We start from the raw sequence: 14,692 nt of genomic DNA, 5'->3' as shown, positions 1-14,692 counted from the left end.
ACAAGAATCGGGAGATGACCAATGACCTTTACCGGCAAGCAACTGACCACCCAGCTCGATGCGGACGGCACCTTGACCGTCCAGCTCAATGACAAGACCTGGGATGCGCCAAAGCCCGGGCAGGTGCTGATCAAGGTGGAAGCGACCCCGATCAACCCGTCGGATCTTGGCCTGCTGTTCGCCAGCGCCGATACCGACAATGCGGTCTATAGTCCCGGCAAGGTCGTGGCCCGGATGCCCGATGGCGCGACCCGTGCATTCAAGGCACGGCACGGCATGGCGATGCCTGCGGGGAACGAAGCGGCCGGCACAGTGGTTGCAGCGGGCGAAGGCGCCGAACATCTGATGGGCAAGCGGATCGCCTGCGTGCCGGGCACTGCCTATGCCAGCTACGCCATTGCCGAGGCGCAGATGGCTTTCCCGGTCGATGACAATGTCAGCGCAGAACAGGCCGCAAGTTCGTTCGTCAATCCCATGACCGCACTCGGTTTTACCGAAACGATGAAGCTGGAGGGCTACACCGGCATCGTCCATGCTGCGGCGGCTTCGAACCTGGGACAGATGCTGGTCAAGATCTGCCAGGAAGACAATATCCCGCTGGTCAACATCGTGCGCAGCACAGAACAGGTGAAGCTGCTGAAAGACCTGGGCGCGACCCACGTGCTCAACATGACCGACCCGGATTTCATGGCACAGCTGACTGATGCGATAGCCGAAACCAAGGCAATGCTGGGCTTTGATCCGATCGGTGGCGGCACGCTTGCCAGCCAGATCTTGACCTGCATGGAAGCCGCGGCCAGCCGCGGCGCGGCATTCAGCCGGTATGGATCGAGCGAACCCAAGAAGGTCTACATCTATGGCGCGCTCGATATCGGCCCGACGATTCTCAACCGTGCGTTTGGCCTGACCTGGGATCTGGCCGGATGGCTGCTGACACCGTTCATGATGAAGGCCGGGATGGAAGTGGTCGGCCGGATGCGCGCGCGGGTGATGAAGGACCTGACCACCACCTTCGCCAGCCACTACAAGGCGCGGGTCAGCCTGGAAGAGATGCTGACCAAGGACGCCGTGAGCGAATACAACGCACGGCGGACTGGCGAGAAGTATCTGGTGGTGCCGAACGGCTAAAGCCGTTCGCCGCCCGGCCCATGCCGTTTGCAGAACGCGACGTTGACCAATCTCGGCGGGCGTCCATGATGGGCGCAACAGGGAGTCTTGCCTTATGAACCGATCGATCCGCGCCGCATCGCGCCTCGCGCTTGCCGTTGCCCTGACCGGGGTTGCCGCACCTGCCCTGGCGGAAGACGCGCCCAAGTGGGACGTTGCAGCCCCACCAGGCATGAAGCTGCGCGAGATTCCGATCGACACCAGTGAAGGCACCTGGATGAATCTGGACGTCAGCCCCGATGGGCAGACGTTGGCCTTCGACCTGCTTGGCGACATCTACACCTTGCCGATTGCGGGCGGCACCCCGACGCGGATTGCCGAAGGGCTGCCGTATGAAACCCAGCCGCGCTTTTCCCCCGATGGCAAGCGGATCGCCTTTACCTCTGACCGGGGCGGCGGCGACAATATCTGGATCATGAACCGCGATGGCAGTGATAAGCGGCAAGTGACCAAGGAAAGCTTTCGCTTGCTCAACCAGCCGAGCTGGAGCCCGGACGGGCGGTTCATTTCCGCCAAAAAGCACTTCACCACCGGTCGCTCGCTCGGCACAGGCGAGGTCTGGCTCTATCACGTATCGGGCGGCGATGGGGTGCTGCTGGTCAAGCGGCCGAGCGAGCAGCACCAGAAAGAACTGGGCGAGCCGATCTTTGCGCCGGATGGCAAGCACATCTACTATACCAAAAATACCACACCGGGGCCGGTGTTCGAATATGCGCAGGACAGCAACGGGCAGCTGTTCGAAGTTGAGCGCTATGATCTCGATACGGGCAAAAGCGAAAGCGTGATCGGCGGTGAAGGCGGCGCGGTGCGGCCCACCCCGTCGCCCGATGGCAAAAAAATCGCCTATGTCCGGCGCGAGCGGACCAAGTCCAAGCTGTATGTCCGCGACCTGGCGACCGGCACCGACCGCAAGGTCTATGACGCGCTCGATCAGGACGTGCAGGAAACCTGGGCGGTGACGGGCGTCTATCCCAATATGGCCTGGACGCCGGATTCGGCCAGTTTGGCGTTCTGGGCCGGGGGCAAACTCAACCGGGTCGATACGGCCAGCGACAAAGCGAGTGTGATCCCGTTCCGCATCGCCGACAGCCGCAGCGTGATCGATCCGCCGCGTCCGCCCGTCGCCGTTGCGCCGGACAGTTTCCAAACCAAAATGCCGCGCGGCGCGCAAATGTCGCCTGATGGCAAGACGGTGGTGTTCGAAACACTGGGCAAGCTGTGGCTCAAGAGCGCGAGCGGCGGTGAGCCGCGCCGCCTGACCGGCGATGCCGAAGCGATGGAGGCCTATCCATCGTGGTCGGCGGACGGCAAGAAGATCACTTTCGTGCGCTGGACCGATGCCGGACTGGGCTCGGTACAAGTGATTGGCGCAGGCGGCGGCAAGGTCACGGCCCTCACTCAGCAACCCGGCCACTATGCCCACCCGCGCTTTTCGCCCGACGGCAAGCTGGTGGTGTTTGAAAAGGATGGCGGCGGTTACCTCACCAGCCCGCGCGGTGGCAGCGAGCCGGGAATCTACCGGGTGCCTGCCACTGGCGGAGCCGCAGTGCGGATCACCGAGAATGGCCGCTCGCCCCAGTTTGGCGCGGGCAGTGATCGGGTATTCGTGTTTGAAGGCGGTAAGGACAGTTCGATTGTCAGTTATGATCTGAATGGCGAAGCGCGCCGCGTCCATGCCAAGGGCGAGTTGGTCAACGATTACAGCATTTCGCCCGATGGGCAGGCCCTGGCCTTCCGCCAGAACTATCAGGCGTTCGTGACCCCGCTGCTGCCGGGAACGCAGGAAGTGTCGCTCGGCACCAAGAGCGGCGGACTGCCGGTGACCAAGGCGAGCGAGAACGGCGCAGACTGGATCCATTGGAGCGGAGACAGCAAGCGGCTCCATTGGTCGCTGGGCCCGGTGGTCTATACCGCCGAACGCGCCGTACTGTTCGCCGATGCGCCTGCCGCCAAGGACGCCAAGCCGACATACACCCCACCCAAGGTTGGCATTTCGCTCTCGATGACAGTCAAGGCCGACAAACCCACCGGGCGTGTCGCGCTGGTTGGTGCGCGGGTAGTGACTATGGCCGGGGCCGATGGCGGCGTGATCGATGACGGCGTGCTGTTGATCGAAGGTGACCGGATCAAGGCAGTTGGCAAGCGCGGCGAAGTGACGGTCCCGCCCGGCACCCCTACACTTGACGCCAGCGGCAAGACCATCATCCCCGGGCTGGTCGATGCCCACGCCCATGGCCCCTTGGGAGTGGATGAAATCACCCCGCAGGCCAACTGGGTCGAAATGGTCAACCTGGCACTGGGCGTGACCACCCGGCATGACCCCTCAAGCAGCGCACGCACCGCCTTCCCCAATCTCGACATGGTCCGCGCGGGCAAAGTTATCGGCCCCCGCACGTTCTCGACTGCCGAGATCGTCTATGGCGCCAAGCAGAACGGTGTTTATGCCGAGATCAATTCCTACGAAGATGCCTTGCAGCACGTTCGCCGCCTCAAGGCACAGGGCGCGCACAGCCTGAAGAACTATAACCAGCCGCGCCGCGACCAGCGCCAGCAAGTGACCGCCGCTGCTCTTGCCGAAGGCATCCGCTCAGTGGCCGAAGGCGGATCGCTGTTCGGGTTCGATATGTCCCTGATCGCCGACGGCAACACCACGATCGAACACAACCTGCCGCTCGACGTGTTCTATGACGATGTGCTGCAGTTCTTCGGCAAATCGAAGACCGGTTATACGCCGACACTGGTGGTCACCTATGGCGGCCCGGCGGGCGATCCATACTGGCGTTCGCATACCGAAGTGTGGAAGCAGCCCTTGCTGCAGAAACATGAGCCATCCGCCCTGCTGACCGCCGGCAGCGCGCGTCGCACCCTCGCGCCCGAAGAGGACTACCGCGATGGCAACAGTGCGCGCGAGGCGCGTAAGCTGGCCAAGCTGGGCGTGCCGGTTTCGATCGGCGCGCACGGACAGGAAGCCGGGATCGGCGCGCATTGGGAACTGTGGTCGTTCGTGCGCGGCGGGATGACCCCGGTTGAGGCCTTGCGTGCCGGCACAATCGAAAGCGCGCGGTCGCTGGGGTACGATCAAGACGTCGGCTCGCTCGAAGCAGGCAAGCTGGCGGACATGGTGGTGCTCGATGCCGATCCCACACAGGATATCCGCAATTCGGAAAAAGTCTCCAAAGTGATGATCGGCGGCCGCCTGATGGATGCGGCCACGCTGAACGAGGAACTGACCGGCACAAGGCTGCGCCCGGCATACTGGTGGGAGGGCAAGGACGGCGCAAGCGGCTGGTCCGGCCCTGCTAGCGGCGGGGAAACGGCACATGCAGATTCGGATGACGGGTAGAGCCTGACCAAAGCCCCTTCCTCTTTAGAGGAGGGGGTTGAAGGTGGTGCGGTTCAGGCGATGTGGTCGCGTGCCGCCACCATCCCCCGGGCGCTCCTCTGAAGAGGAGAGGGAGTCAGCGCTTCGCCAATCCCCGCAGCCACGCCAACACTGCGGCATCACCCCGACTGTCCGCACTGCGCCAGGACAGCGCATCCTTCTTGCCGTTGATCGCCTTGCCCTTCGCACCCACAGCAAACATCGCGGGCGTGCTCTTGAGGCGCTTCACCCCGAACCGGGCGATCTGTTCGAGATTGCGCCCTTCCCCGGTCTGGGGCTTGCCGACGTCGATGAAGGTCACCGAATAGCGTTCGGCGAACTCGGCCTTGAATGCGTCGCCCGTCAGCACCCGCGCCAGCGCGCGGCTGTCATGACACCAATCCGCCCCGAACACGATCAGGGCGATCCTCTGCCCCTTGGCCGCATCGGCCAGTGCGGCATCCACTGCAGCACTGGCATCGGCATCGGCGGGATAGAAATGGGTCGCGCTGGCCATCGGCTTGCGCGGCTCAACCTTGCATGTCTCGTCCTTGGCCGGCGAGGCAGTTTCGGGCGGAGCGGCCCCCGCCACCAGCAACAGCGGCGCGAGGCAGGCAAACATCAGCGTCAGGCCTTGCCGACCACGCTTTCGGGCAGGTCCTGCCCGAACACGCGCTGGTAGTATTCAGCCACCAGCATCCGCTCTGTCTCGTCACACTTGTTGAGGAACGAGAGGCGGAAGGCAAAGCCGGGATCCTTGAAGATCGCGGTGTTCTGCGCCCAGGTGATCACGGTGCGCGGGCTCATCACGGTGGAGATATCGCCGCCGATGAAGCCTTGACGGGTCAGATCGGCGACCTTGACCATCTTGTCGACCACGTCATCGGCGACACCGGTGGTCTTCTTGAGCACGATTTCGCTTTCCACCGCGGCGGGCAGATAATTGAGCCCGACGACGATATTCCAGCGGTCCATCTGCCCCTGGTTGATCGCCTGCGTGCCGTGATAGAGGCCGCTGGTATCGCCCAGCCCGACCGTGTTGGCTGTGGCGAACAGGCGGAAGTTGGGGTTCGGGCGGATCACCCGGTTCTGGTCAAGCAAGGTCAGCTTGCCTTCGGTTTCCAGCACGCGCTGGATCACAAACATCACGTCCGGACGGCCCGCGTCGTATTCGTCAAACACCAGTGCAACCGGGTGCTGCAGCGCCCAGGGCAGCAGCCCTTCGCGGAATTCGGTGACCTGCAGCCCGTCACGCAACACGATCGCATCGCGCCCGATCAGGTCGATACGGCTGATATGCGCATCCAGGTTGATACGGATGCACGGCCAGTTCAGCCGGGCGGCGACCTGTTCGATGTGGGTCGATTTGCCGGTGCCGTGATAGCCCTGCACCATCACGCGGCGATTAAAGGCAAACCCGGCCAGAATCGCCAGCGTGGTGTCCGGATCGAACACATAGGTAGGATCAATATCGGGCACACGTTCGTCCGCCACCGAAAAGGCCGGAACCTTCATGTCGATATCGATACCGAAGGTTTCACGCACGTCCACTTCGCGGTCCGGAGCGGACAGCACGGTGTTATTGCGGGTGTCGAGCTGGCTATCAGAAGTCTGGGTCATCGCTCGCATCGCCTATACGCGCGCGCGCGGCGGTGCAATAAGCTTTGCGTTGCAAAATGCGACCCGGCTGGGGATAGGGGTCAGGCAATTCGGGCGGGCGGTGCAGAGGCGAACCCTGTCGCACGGCAGGCGCGGTCCCGCCCATCAGCCTTTGCCCGGTAGAGCGCGGCATCGGCCAGCCGATACAACCGCTTCCAGTCTTCATGGGTTGCCACGGCACCTTCAGCAAAGCCCAGGCTGACCGTGACCTTCGTCCCCAGCGGCATCGGGTGACTGCGTACGGCGTCCAGCAGTTGTTCCGGGCGGCATTCATGGGCGCGAGCGCAGGGGATCAACAGGGCGAATTCCTCTCCGCCCAAACGCACGGCAAGGCTTTCCGCAGGTCGAACTGCCTGCAGCGCCCTGGCCACTTCGCACAGCACTTCATCGCCGTTGTGGTGGCCGACACGATCGTTGATCGCCTTGAAATGGTCGATGTCGACCAGCAGCAAACGTTGCGGGTGTTCGCGCCCGATCGCCAGATCCAGAAACGAGCGGCGGTTGAGCAGGCCAGTCAGCGGATCGGAATTGGCCAGCCGCATCGCGGTTCGTTCTCCTGCGCGAGCCAGATCGCGCTCTGCGCTGATATCACGCAACCGGGCGACAATCAGAAGGGTTGAAAACAGCGATTCGATCGACAGCGCGATCATGTTCCCGTTGTCGAGCCAAAAGCTGTATTCGATCAGGCCCAGACCATAAGCCGCCCGGACAAGCGAAGCGCTAACCGGCGCGCTCCAACTCAGCACAAACAGCCAGAAATGCTTTGCCCTGGCCCGCCACGCCTGAACCAGGATCGGCACCAGCATCGACAGCCAGAGCCCACCGAGGGCGAAGTAGGCAGTATCAAGCACATGCCCTTGCCAAGGGGCCAGCGCGGCAAATGCCACCGCCACCGCCAGAGCGGCGTAACCCAGTATTGCGATCAGGTTGCGCAGCCGCCGGGACAGCATTTCCTGCCCAAAATAATCCACGATGAAGCGGAACGCCGCGATCCCGGTCAGCACCAGCAACAGATAATTGATCCGCAACCGATCGTTGTTATCAAGCCACGGGAACGCCAGCAGCACCGCGCCAGATGAAGTAAAGGTATAGGCCGCAAGCCCCGCAACCATTGCGCAGTAATAGAGCTGGAACCGCTGCCGCAGTGCAGACCAAAGCGCCATGTTGTAAACGATCAGTGCCAGCGCCAGACCCCCGAACGCGGCATACAATGCTGTCAACCAAGTCTGTTCGCGGTCCGCCTCGCTCCGTTTGCCCAGGCCCGCCCCGATCAGGACACCGCGCCAGTTGGCACTTCCCGTGATCTCGAGATAGGCCCCGGTGAGCGGCGCGGCGCGGACGGGAACCGGGAATTCAAGCTGCGCGCCAATTGTCATATATCGCGCCGCACTCGAGGAATCCCAGCGCAGTTCGGCCGTGGAACCGTCCCCATACCGGAACACGATCCGTTCAGCCTTTTGCCAAACGCTTGTGTGCCGAAGCACCAGTGGGTCAGCCGGATCGACCAATTGCGGGGCGAAGTTCAGTCTGACGCCATAATTTCCAGAGCCAAGCGTGTGAGGATCCGCGGCGCAAGCAACCGGAGTAGCCTGTGCAATCAGCTTGGCAGCGCCCGGTTGGGATTGATCGAGCGGGAAGACACAGGAGCTTACCGGCACCGCAGCATGCGCCACGCCGCCCGCGCCCAGCGCAAGCACCAGTGCAGCCAAAAGCCGCATCGTGAGGCGGATCGCATTCCCCATCGGGCAACCTCTAAACAAAATTGGCCAAAAAGGGGTTAACGGATGTCGTTTGCAGATTCACCATTGTAACATACCGACCAGTTGGTATGGTTATGGCGATGATCCCGAATCAAGCCTTTCGCCCCGCCCCCCTAACTGCCCGCGACAGATTGCTGGAAGCGGGCGTGAAACTTGTTCGCGAACAGGGATTTTCCGCCACTTCAGTCGATCAGCTGTGCCAGCACGCCGGGGTTACCAAAGGCGCCTTCTTTCATCACTTCGCGTCGAAGGAAGCGCTGGGCGTGGCACTGGCGAAATACTGGTCGGACAGCACCGGCGCGTTCTTCGCCGGAGCGCCGTTCCATCATGCGGAATATCCGGTCCAGCGAGTGCTGGGCTATATCGATCTGCGTATTGCCCTGCTGGCAGGCCCCGTAGAAAGTTTTTCGTGCGTTGCAGGGACGATGGTGCAGGAAGTGTTCCTGACCAGCGAAGCGATCCGCGCTGCCTGCGAAGCCAGCATCATGGGCAATGCCCACGCGCTGGAAGCAGACCTCGCCGCAGCTATCGCGCAAAGCGGCGCAAGGGAGGTGACGGCGGCTGGCCTGGCGCGTCATGCTCAGGCGGTGATCCAGGGCGCCATTGTGCTGGCCAAGGCGAAAGGCGGTGCGGCCGCGGCCGGAGTGGCGCGCGAAGAACTGCAACATTTGCGACGCTATTTTGCGATGCTGTTCCAGCAGGAGATGACAGATGCCGGTTGATCAGGCCGCCGCGATCGAAGTCACCGCCTATCGCTGGGTCCCGCCAATGGCGCGTGGGTTCGTGAAGGACATGCGCATACGCTGGGCTCTGGAGGAGATCGGCCTGCCCTATCGGGTCCGGCTGGTGGGCGGAGCCGGCGGTGAAAAAGCGCCTGAGCATCTGGCCGACCAGCCATTTGGGCAAGTGCCGGTACTGCGCGATGGCGACCTGACTCTGTTTGAATCTGGGGCCATCCTTGTCCATCTTGGAGCCAGGGATGAACGACTGCTGCCGGGTGATCCGGCTCAGCGCGACCGCGCCATCGGCTGGACTTTCGCCGCGCTGAACAGTGTCGAACCGATGACCCAGGCCCTGCTGCTGGCGCGCCACACGTCCGAAGGGCAGCCCTGGCAGGCAGAGGCGGTCGCCGCAATGCGGCCATACGCCGAAAAGCGGATCGGCCAACTTGCTGCGGTTCTGGGCAATCGCGAATGGCTGGAGGACAGGTTCACCATCGGCGATCTGGCCATGGTCGATGTGCTGCGCGCCGCGCCCGAACCGGACTTGGTGGCAGCTCACGCCAACCTTGCCGCCTATGTCGCACGGGCGACGGCTCGGCCCGCGTTCCAGGCGGCCATGGCCGCACAGCTCGCCGATTTTGATTCAAACCCGGCCTGATCCGGGCAAGCGTGGGAGAACGCGCATGGCGCACATGATTTTCGTCAACCTGCCCGTAACCGACCTGGCGCGGTCAATCGCATTTTACGAGGCGCTGGGATTCACCCACAACCCGCAATTTTCCGACGACGCCGGGGCCTGTATGGTTCTGTCAGAGGCGATCCACGTGATGCTGCTGACCCACGGCAAATGGCAGGGCTTCACCACCCGTCCGATCTGCCCGCGCGAATCGAGTGAAGTCTCGCTGGCAATCACCTGCGATAGCCGCGAGGCTGTCGACCGGCTAGTCGAGGCCGGCGCCGCGCGAGGCGGAACGGCTGACGTCAATCCGCCCGAAGACCATGGCTTCATGTACCAGCGCACAATCTGCGATCCCGACGACCACGTCTGGGAACCGTTCTGGATGGACATGTCCGCCGCCCACGAAGGTCAGGGCGATGCCTGATCCGATCGCAGGACACCACGCAGAACTTGCGCCTGCCGATCTGGCGATTTGTGCTTGCCTGCGCCGCGAGATTGATGCCGCCCTGCCGGTCGCAGAGAGCAAGGTTTGGCATGGCCATCCGGTGTGGTTTCTTTCGGGCAATCCGATCGTTGGTTATGCAAAGCGCAAGTCCGGAGTCTCACTGCTGTTCTGGAGCGGTCAGGACTTCGACGCGGCCGGATTGAAGCCGGAAGGCAAGTTCGAGGCAGCCGAGGCCCGCTTTCCGACAGAGGCGGACATCGGCCTTGTCCAGCTGCGCCGCTGGCTGGGTCAGTCACGGCAGGTGCAGTGGGATTACAAGAACATCGTCAAACGCAAAGGCGCGCTTGAACGGCTGGAACTGACGGAGACTGTTGCATGAGCTTTCAGGCCTATCTTGATAATATTCAGGCTAAAACCGGCAAGAGTCCGGCTGACTTCAAAACTATGGCAGCGGCCAAAGGATTTGCCGACAGTTCTGGCCTGACTCCGGGGGTCAAGGCTGGGCAGATCGTCGCCTGGCTCAAGGACGAATTCGCGCTGGGCCACGGCCACGCCATGGCGATCGTCGCTTTGCTGAAAGGCAAGCCGCAAGGAGATGGAAAATGAGCTACATCGACGGCTTTCTGATCCCGGTCCCACACGCCAAGCGTGACCATTACCAGCGTATTGCCCAATTGGCGGCGCCGATCTTCATCGAGCATGGCGCGCTGGAAGTGGTCGAGACCTGGGGTGACGACATGATGCGCGGGCACACCACCGACTTCTTCATGGCGGTCAAGGCCGAGGAGCACGAAGGTGTGGTGTTCAGCTGGATCAAGTGGCCGGACAAGGCCACTCGCGATGCCGGCAACAAGGCCGCGATGGAAGATCCGCGCATGACCGGGGCAGACTGTGCCAACATCTTTGACAGCAAGCGCATGATATTCAGCGGGTTCGTGCCGCTGGTCGAACAACGGGCATAAGGAAAACGCCGATGGGTACTCTGCAAGGCAGCTGGATCTGGTACGAACTGATGACCCCCGATCCGGAGGGTGCCCGCGCCTTTTATGAGGCAGTAGTGGGCTGGACGATCCATCCCGGCACTGCGGAAACCGGGGACTATGGCTTCATCGCCAATGCCGATGGCGGGATGACCGGCGGGCTGCTGCGATTGACCGGCGATATGACCGAACACGGCGCGCGGCCGTGCTGGCTGGGTTATGTCGGGGTGGACGATGTCGATGCGAGCTGTACCGTGATCGAAGCTGCCGGCGGCAAGGTGCTGATGCCCGCCACCGATATCGCCATGGCCGGGCGGGTAGCGATGGTGGCCGACTGCTGCGGCGCGCCGTTCTACGTGATGACCCCCACCCCGCCCCCCGGCGGCGGGGAAAGCACCAGCTTTTCCGCCATGCCCAATCCCGGCCGCTGCGGCTGGAACGAGCTTTACGCCGGCAGTCTGGATAATGCGCTGACATTCTACACCGGCCAGTTCGGCTGGACCCTGCCCGATGCGATGGACATGGGCCCGATGGGCAAATACCAGTTCATCGCGCATAACGGGGTGCAGATCGGGGCGATGATGACCAAACCGGACGAAGTGCCAGTGCCGGTCTGGTGCCACTATTTCTGGGTGGAGAGCATCGCCGCCGCAAAGGATCGGGTAACCGCGCTTGGCGGGCATGTGGTCAACGGCCCGCATCAGGTGCCGGGCGAGTTGTGGATTATCCAGGGTCTGGATCCCCAAGGTGCGCTGTTCAGCTTGGTCGGCAATGCATGAGCCAGATGCTGCCGGTCCACGTTTTGCGCTGCGCCTGCGGCGCGGTGGAATGCCGCGCCAGCGGCGATCCGATCGGCACTGCGGTCTGTTATTGTGACGATTGCCAGGCTGCGGCGCACAGCCTGGCTGAACGCCCCGGCGCTGCACCCGCTGCGGACGAGGATGGAGGCACAGCCCTGACTCTGTTCCACCGCAAACGCTTCACCTGTACCAGAGGCGCAGACCGGCTTGAGCAGGTCAAGCTGCGCAGTGACAGCGCTACTTTCCGCATGATCGCAACCTGCTGCGACAGCATGATGTACCTGGGGTTTGAGCGAGGCCCCTTCTGGGTGTCGACTCTCTGCAACCGCTTCATCGGCCCGGTCCCGCCGGTCGAATTTCGGCACATGACCCGCTATCGCACGAGTTCGTTCGCCTATCCGGACCAGGCCCCGCGCAGCAAGGGCTTCGCGCCGCGCTTCGTGGGCCGAACGATCAAGGTTGGGCTGTTGTCGCTGCTGGGCCGCTATTGATCCGTGATCGCATGGCCGCTTGAGGAGTTTGCCGTGACCAAAGCCACCCTGTGCCTGTGGTACGACCACACCGCCGAAGAGGCCGCTGCATTTTATGCCGAGACGTTTCCGGACACCTGGATCGGCGCGATCCAGCGCGCTCCGGCGGACAATCCGTCTACCAGCGAAGGCGCAGTGCTGGTTGTGGAAATGACGCTGCTGGGGGTGCCGACAATCCTGCTCAACGGCGGTGCCACGTTCAAGCACAGCGAGGCGTTCTCGATCCAGATCCACACCGAGGATCAGGCGGAAACCGACCGATTGTGGAACGCTATCGTCAGTAATGGCGGCGCGGAAAGCATGTGCAGTTGGTGCAAGGACAAGTGGGGCATATCCTGGCAGATCACCCCGCGCGCACTGACGCATTGGATGGCCGATCCCGACCCTGCAGCGCGCAAACGGGTGTTCGAAGCGATGATGACGATGAAGAAGATCGACATTGCCGCGATCGAAACCGCACGAAAGGGCTGACCCGATGCTTGCGCTCTACGGCCACCCCTTTTCCAGCTACACCTGGAAGGTAAAGATCGCGCTTTATGCCAATGGCACCGCGTTCGACTTTTGCTCGCTGGGCGGGGAGGTACCGGAGCATGACGCTTTCGTTGCCGCAGCCAGCCCGCTGGGCAAGTTTCCGGTGCTGCGCGATGGTGACGTGGTGGTGTTTGAAGCCAGCTCGATTATCGAGCACCTGCATCTCCATCACCCCGGCCCCGCACCGCTGCTTCCATCCGATCCGGCAAAGGCAAACAGAGTGCGGATGCTGGACCGGGTGTTTGACAATTATGTCATGCACCCGATGCAGGAGATCGTCAGCGCGCATATCCGCAGCCTCGATATGCCAGATCCCGCCACCGAAGGCCGCGCACGCGATATGCTGGACCGCGCCTATCGCTGGATCGACACTTGGCTGGCAGACTATCCGGCGAGCAATGCGATCACCCTGATCGAATGCGCCGCCGCGCCCAGCCTGTTCTATGCCGACTGGTGTTATCCAATCCCGATGGAGCTGGACCGGCTGCGGCAATGGCGCGCGCATCTGCTGGCTTTGCCGGCCGTAGCCGCTTGCGTGGACGAAGCGCGGCCTTATCGTGCCTATTTCCCGCTCGGCGCGCCGGACCGGGACTGAGAGAGGAAAATCTGAATGTATGAATTGAGCGTCACCCGCCTGATCAATGCCGCGCCGGACAAGGTGTGGGATGTGCTGGTAAATCAGACCGATGCCTGGTGGTGCCCCAAGCCGTGGCGCGCCGAAGTGGACTGGGGCAGTCGCCAACCCGGCGGCTTCACCCACACGGTGATGCATGGCCCCGAAGGCGAGCGTAACGAGCATCCTGGCTTCATCGTCGCCTGGGAAGAAGGCCGCCGGATTGCCGTGACCGACGCGATCGAACAGGGCCTGCAACCGGCTGGCCCCTTCATGCTGGGCATCTGGGAAATCGCGTCCGAAGGCACCGGCACCCGCTATACCGGCCGAGCGCGGCACTGGACTTCCGAAAGCATGGCTCATCACCGCGAAATGGGTTTCGATCAGGGCTGGGGCATCATGGCTGACCAGTTCAAGGCACTGTGCGAAGCGCCGTGATGCGGCAAGTGTTCCTGAAGCTGTGGCTCCTGTGCGGCGCGCTCGACGCCGCTTATGCTACCCTGCTCACCCTGGTGCGGGGCGATGGAGACATCGGCAAGCTGTGGCGCGGGGTAGCGGCGGGACCGTTTGGTGACGCGGCCAGCCAGTGGGGCACGCCCGGCGCGCTGCTGGGGCTGGGTGTGCATTTCGCGATCATGGCGGCCATGGTCGCGCTTGGCCTGTGGCTGGCGCGAAACACCCCGCTGGGCGAGGTCGCGCCGTGGAAAGCGGGGACCCTTTACGGGATAGTGCTGTACGGTGTGATGTACGGGATCGTGCTGCATTTCCGGTTCGGAGCCCCCTTCCCCAATCCGGACCAGATCAAGCTGGCACTGGGCCTCTTTCCGCACGTGTTCTTCGTCGGCCTGCCGATCTTCTGGCTGGTCAAGCGAACGCCGCGGCCTTCCTAAGCAGCTGGTAGGCTTCGACCACCCCCTGCAACCGCGTTTCATAACTGCGATCCCCGCCATTGCGATCAGGGTGGTAACGCCGCACCAGCTGCGAATAGCGTTCGCGCAGTGCCTTGCGGTCGGCATCGAGCGGCAGCCCAAGAGCATCGAGCGCGCGCCGCTCATCCGGGCTGAGCAGCCTTCCGTCGGCCCGTTCGGCTGGCCGGCGCGCGCGGGCGCGCTTGCTGATCGCGTCCAGTGGATCGGCAAAGTCTGCCCAGCGCGGGGCGGAATCGATTCCGGCTGTGGGTGAAAAGGCTCGGGTTTCGCGTTCCCAGCCGTTGATCGGGCTTTGCGCGCGCATGATTTCCTCGGCACTCATCCCTTCGAACCAATCATACCCGGCGTTGAATTCGCGGACATGGTCCAGGCAGAACCAGCGATAGTCACCGGGGCCGTCAAAGCTGGAGCCGCGCGGACCGGGTGCGCGGAACTCCCCCGCTTCGGGGCAGCCGGGGCGGTCGCACAGCCGGCCGGGATTGGTCACCCGGCCATGGAAACGGTCACCAGCCATGA

General features: G+C 63.0%; 18 protein-coding genes. 14 read left to right on the top strand and 4 right to left on the bottom strand.

Annotated features, from left to right (window positions below; genetic code table 11):
* The first annotated feature begins 21 nt into the window (after window positions 1–21).
* On the top strand, window positions 22–1,128 hold the full coding sequence (locus MNBBLIKP_RS04500) for a zinc-binding dehydrogenase (protein WP_088307898.1): 1,107 nt from the start codon (window positions 22–24) through the stop codon (window positions 1,126–1,128).
* A 94-nt stretch (window positions 1,129–1,222) separates the two neighbouring features.
* Complete coding sequence (locus MNBBLIKP_RS04495; RefSeq protein WP_088307896.1) at window positions 1,223–4,510, top strand: amidohydrolase family protein; 3,288 nt, start codon at window positions 1,223–1,225, stop codon at window positions 4,508–4,510.
* Window positions 4,511–4,625: 115 nt separating this feature from the next.
* On the opposite strand, the gene MNBBLIKP_RS04490 is transcribed toward MNBBLIKP_RS04495, so the two are convergent.
* From MNBBLIKP_RS04490 to MNBBLIKP_RS04480, 3 genes are all read right to left on the bottom strand, one after another.
* Window positions 4,626–5,150: a thioredoxin family protein gene (locus MNBBLIKP_RS04490; protein WP_088307894.1), complete on the bottom strand. Its 525-nt coding sequence runs from the start codon at window positions 5,148–5,150 to the stop codon at window positions 4,626–4,628.
* A gap of 5 nt (window positions 5,151–5,155) precedes the next feature.
* Complete coding sequence (gene cobS, locus MNBBLIKP_RS04485) at window positions 5,156–6,148, bottom strand: cobaltochelatase subunit CobS (RefSeq protein ID WP_088307942.1); 993 nt, start codon at window positions 6,146–6,148, stop codon at window positions 5,156–5,158.
* Between the two features lie 80 nt (window positions 6,149–6,228).
* Entirely contained in the window at window positions 6,229–7,929 is a 1,701-nt protein-coding gene (locus MNBBLIKP_RS04480; protein ID WP_088307892.1) for a GGDEF domain-containing protein, read from the bottom strand.
* Between the two features lie 86 nt (window positions 7,930–8,015).
* On the opposite strand from MNBBLIKP_RS04480, the gene MNBBLIKP_RS04475 reads away from it, so the two are divergent.
* The 12 genes from MNBBLIKP_RS04475 to MNBBLIKP_RS04420 are packed head-to-tail and all read left to right on the top strand — an operon-like array spanning window position 8,016 to window position 14,137.
* Complete coding sequence (locus tag MNBBLIKP_RS04475; RefSeq protein ID WP_217896649.1) at window positions 8,016–8,669, top strand: TetR/AcrR family transcriptional regulator; 654 nt, start codon at window positions 8,016–8,018, stop codon at window positions 8,667–8,669.
* Window positions 8,659–9,327 (top strand): glutathione S-transferase family protein, encoded by a 669-nt coding sequence (locus MNBBLIKP_RS04470; protein WP_088307890.1) that lies wholly within the window; start codon window positions 8,659–8,661, stop codon window positions 9,325–9,327. The genes MNBBLIKP_RS04475 and MNBBLIKP_RS04470 overlap by 11 nt, the downstream gene beginning before the upstream one ends.
* A gap of 25 nt (window positions 9,328–9,352) precedes the next feature.
* Window positions 9,353–9,772: a VOC family protein gene (locus MNBBLIKP_RS04465; RefSeq protein ID WP_088307888.1), complete on the top strand. Its 420-nt coding sequence runs from the start codon at window positions 9,353–9,355 to the stop codon at window positions 9,770–9,772.
* Window positions 9,765–10,172, top strand: coding sequence for a DUF1801 domain-containing protein (locus tag MNBBLIKP_RS04460; RefSeq protein ID WP_088307886.1), 408 nt, complete (start codon window positions 9,765–9,767; stop codon window positions 10,170–10,172). Before MNBBLIKP_RS04465 ends, MNBBLIKP_RS04460 begins: the two co-directional genes overlap by 8 nt.
* Window positions 10,169–10,399, top strand: a complete 231-nt coding sequence (locus tag MNBBLIKP_RS04455; protein WP_088307884.1) for a DUF4287 domain-containing protein — start codon at window positions 10,169–10,171, stop codon at window positions 10,397–10,399. The genes MNBBLIKP_RS04460 and MNBBLIKP_RS04455 overlap by 4 nt, the downstream gene beginning before the upstream one ends.
* A complete protein-coding gene (locus MNBBLIKP_RS04450) occupies window positions 10,396–10,755 on the top strand; it encodes a DUF1428 domain-containing protein (RefSeq protein ID WP_088307882.1) in 360 nt (119 codons plus the stop codon). The genes MNBBLIKP_RS04455 and MNBBLIKP_RS04450 overlap by 4 nt, the downstream gene beginning before the upstream one ends.
* Before the next feature lie 11 nt (window positions 10,756–10,766).
* Window positions 10,767–11,552, top strand: a complete 786-nt coding sequence (locus MNBBLIKP_RS04445) for a VOC family protein (RefSeq protein ID WP_088307880.1) — start codon at window positions 10,767–10,769, stop codon at window positions 11,550–11,552.
* A complete protein-coding gene (locus MNBBLIKP_RS04440) occupies window positions 11,549–12,064 on the top strand; it encodes a DUF6151 family protein (RefSeq protein ID WP_088307878.1) in 516 nt (171 codons plus the stop codon). Before MNBBLIKP_RS04445 ends, MNBBLIKP_RS04440 begins: the two co-directional genes overlap by 4 nt.
* A 33-nt stretch (window positions 12,065–12,097) precedes the next feature.
* Window positions 12,098–12,574, top strand: a complete 477-nt coding sequence (locus MNBBLIKP_RS04435; RefSeq protein ID WP_088307938.1) for a VOC family protein — start codon at window positions 12,098–12,100, stop codon at window positions 12,572–12,574.
* A gap of 4 nt (window positions 12,575–12,578) precedes the next feature.
* A complete protein-coding gene (locus MNBBLIKP_RS04430) occupies window positions 12,579–13,229 on the top strand; it encodes a glutathione S-transferase family protein (protein ID WP_088307876.1) in 651 nt (216 codons plus the stop codon).
* Window positions 13,230–13,244: 15 nt separating this feature from the next.
* Complete coding sequence (locus MNBBLIKP_RS04425; protein ID WP_088307874.1) at window positions 13,245–13,685, top strand: SRPBCC domain-containing protein; 441 nt, start codon at window positions 13,245–13,247, stop codon at window positions 13,683–13,685.
* Complete coding sequence (locus tag MNBBLIKP_RS04420) at window positions 13,685–14,137, top strand: hypothetical protein (RefSeq protein WP_088307872.1); 453 nt, start codon at window positions 13,685–13,687, stop codon at window positions 14,135–14,137. The genes MNBBLIKP_RS04425 and MNBBLIKP_RS04420 overlap by 1 nt, the downstream gene beginning before the upstream one ends.
* Here the strand turns inward: MNBBLIKP_RS04420 and MNBBLIKP_RS04415 are convergent.
* Window positions 14,112–14,690 carry a J domain-containing protein gene (locus MNBBLIKP_RS04415; protein ID WP_088307870.1) on the bottom strand — a complete coding sequence of 193 codons (579 nt, stop codon included), beginning with the start codon at window positions 14,688–14,690 and terminating at the stop codon, window positions 14,112–14,114. The two genes, MNBBLIKP_RS04420 and MNBBLIKP_RS04415, sit on opposite strands and share 26 nt — an antisense overlap.
* Window positions 14,691–14,692 lie beyond the last annotated feature (2 nt).

Source organism: Novosphingobium sp. B 225, assembly GCF_002198665.1.
Taxonomy (GTDB): Bacteria; Pseudomonadota; Alphaproteobacteria; order Sphingomonadales; family Sphingomonadaceae; genus Novosphingobium.
This window is presented reverse-complemented; position numbering and strand designations above follow the sequence as displayed.

What these genes read in the sequence shown, in the direction of transcription:
- MNBBLIKP_RS04500 (WP_088307898.1), top strand. Translation starts at nt 22, where the DNA reads ATGACCTTTACCGGCAAGCAACTGACCACCCAGCTCGATGCGGACGGC.
- MNBBLIKP_RS04495 (WP_088307896.1), top strand. Translation starts at nt 1,223, where the DNA reads ATGAACCGATCGATCCGCGCCGCATCGCGCCTCGCGCTTGCCGTTGCC.
- MNBBLIKP_RS04490 (WP_088307894.1), bottom strand. Translation starts at nt 5,150, where the DNA reads ATGTTTGCCTGCCTCGCGCCGCTGTTGCTGGTGGCGGGGGCCGCTCCG.
- cobS (WP_088307942.1), bottom strand. Translation starts at nt 6,148, where the DNA reads ATGACCCAGACTTCTGATAGCCAGCTCGACACCCGCAATAACACCGTG.
- MNBBLIKP_RS04480 (WP_088307892.1), bottom strand. Translation starts at nt 7,929, where the DNA reads ATGGGGAATGCGATCCGCCTCACGATGCGGCTTTTGGCTGCACTGGTG.
- MNBBLIKP_RS04475 (WP_217896649.1), top strand. Translation starts at nt 8,016, where the DNA reads ATGGTTATGGCGATGATCCCGAATCAAGCCTTTCGCCCCGCCCCCCTA.
- MNBBLIKP_RS04470 (WP_088307890.1), top strand. Translation starts at nt 8,659, where the DNA reads ATGCCGGTTGATCAGGCCGCCGCGATCGAAGTCACCGCCTATCGCTGG.
- MNBBLIKP_RS04465 (WP_088307888.1), top strand. Translation starts at nt 9,353, where the DNA reads ATGGCGCACATGATTTTCGTCAACCTGCCCGTAACCGACCTGGCGCGG.
- MNBBLIKP_RS04460 (WP_088307886.1), top strand. Translation starts at nt 9,765, where the DNA reads ATGCCTGATCCGATCGCAGGACACCACGCAGAACTTGCGCCTGCCGAT.
- MNBBLIKP_RS04455 (WP_088307884.1), top strand. Translation starts at nt 10,169, where the DNA reads ATGAGCTTTCAGGCCTATCTTGATAATATTCAGGCTAAAACCGGCAAG.
- MNBBLIKP_RS04450 (WP_088307882.1), top strand. Translation starts at nt 10,396, where the DNA reads ATGAGCTACATCGACGGCTTTCTGATCCCGGTCCCACACGCCAAGCGT.
- MNBBLIKP_RS04445 (WP_088307880.1), top strand. Translation starts at nt 10,767, where the DNA reads ATGGGTACTCTGCAAGGCAGCTGGATCTGGTACGAACTGATGACCCCC.
- MNBBLIKP_RS04440 (WP_088307878.1), top strand. Translation starts at nt 11,549, where the DNA reads ATGAGCCAGATGCTGCCGGTCCACGTTTTGCGCTGCGCCTGCGGCGCG.
- MNBBLIKP_RS04430 (WP_088307876.1), top strand. Translation starts at nt 12,579, where the DNA reads ATGCTTGCGCTCTACGGCCACCCCTTTTCCAGCTACACCTGGAAGGTA.
- MNBBLIKP_RS04425 (WP_088307874.1), top strand. Translation starts at nt 13,245, where the DNA reads ATGTATGAATTGAGCGTCACCCGCCTGATCAATGCCGCGCCGGACAAG.
- MNBBLIKP_RS04420 (WP_088307872.1), top strand. Translation starts at nt 13,685, where the DNA reads ATGCGGCAAGTGTTCCTGAAGCTGTGGCTCCTGTGCGGCGCGCTCGAC.
- MNBBLIKP_RS04415 (WP_088307870.1), bottom strand. Translation starts at nt 14,690, where the DNA reads ATGGCTGGTGACCGTTTCCATGGCCGGGTGACCAATCCCGGCCGGCTG.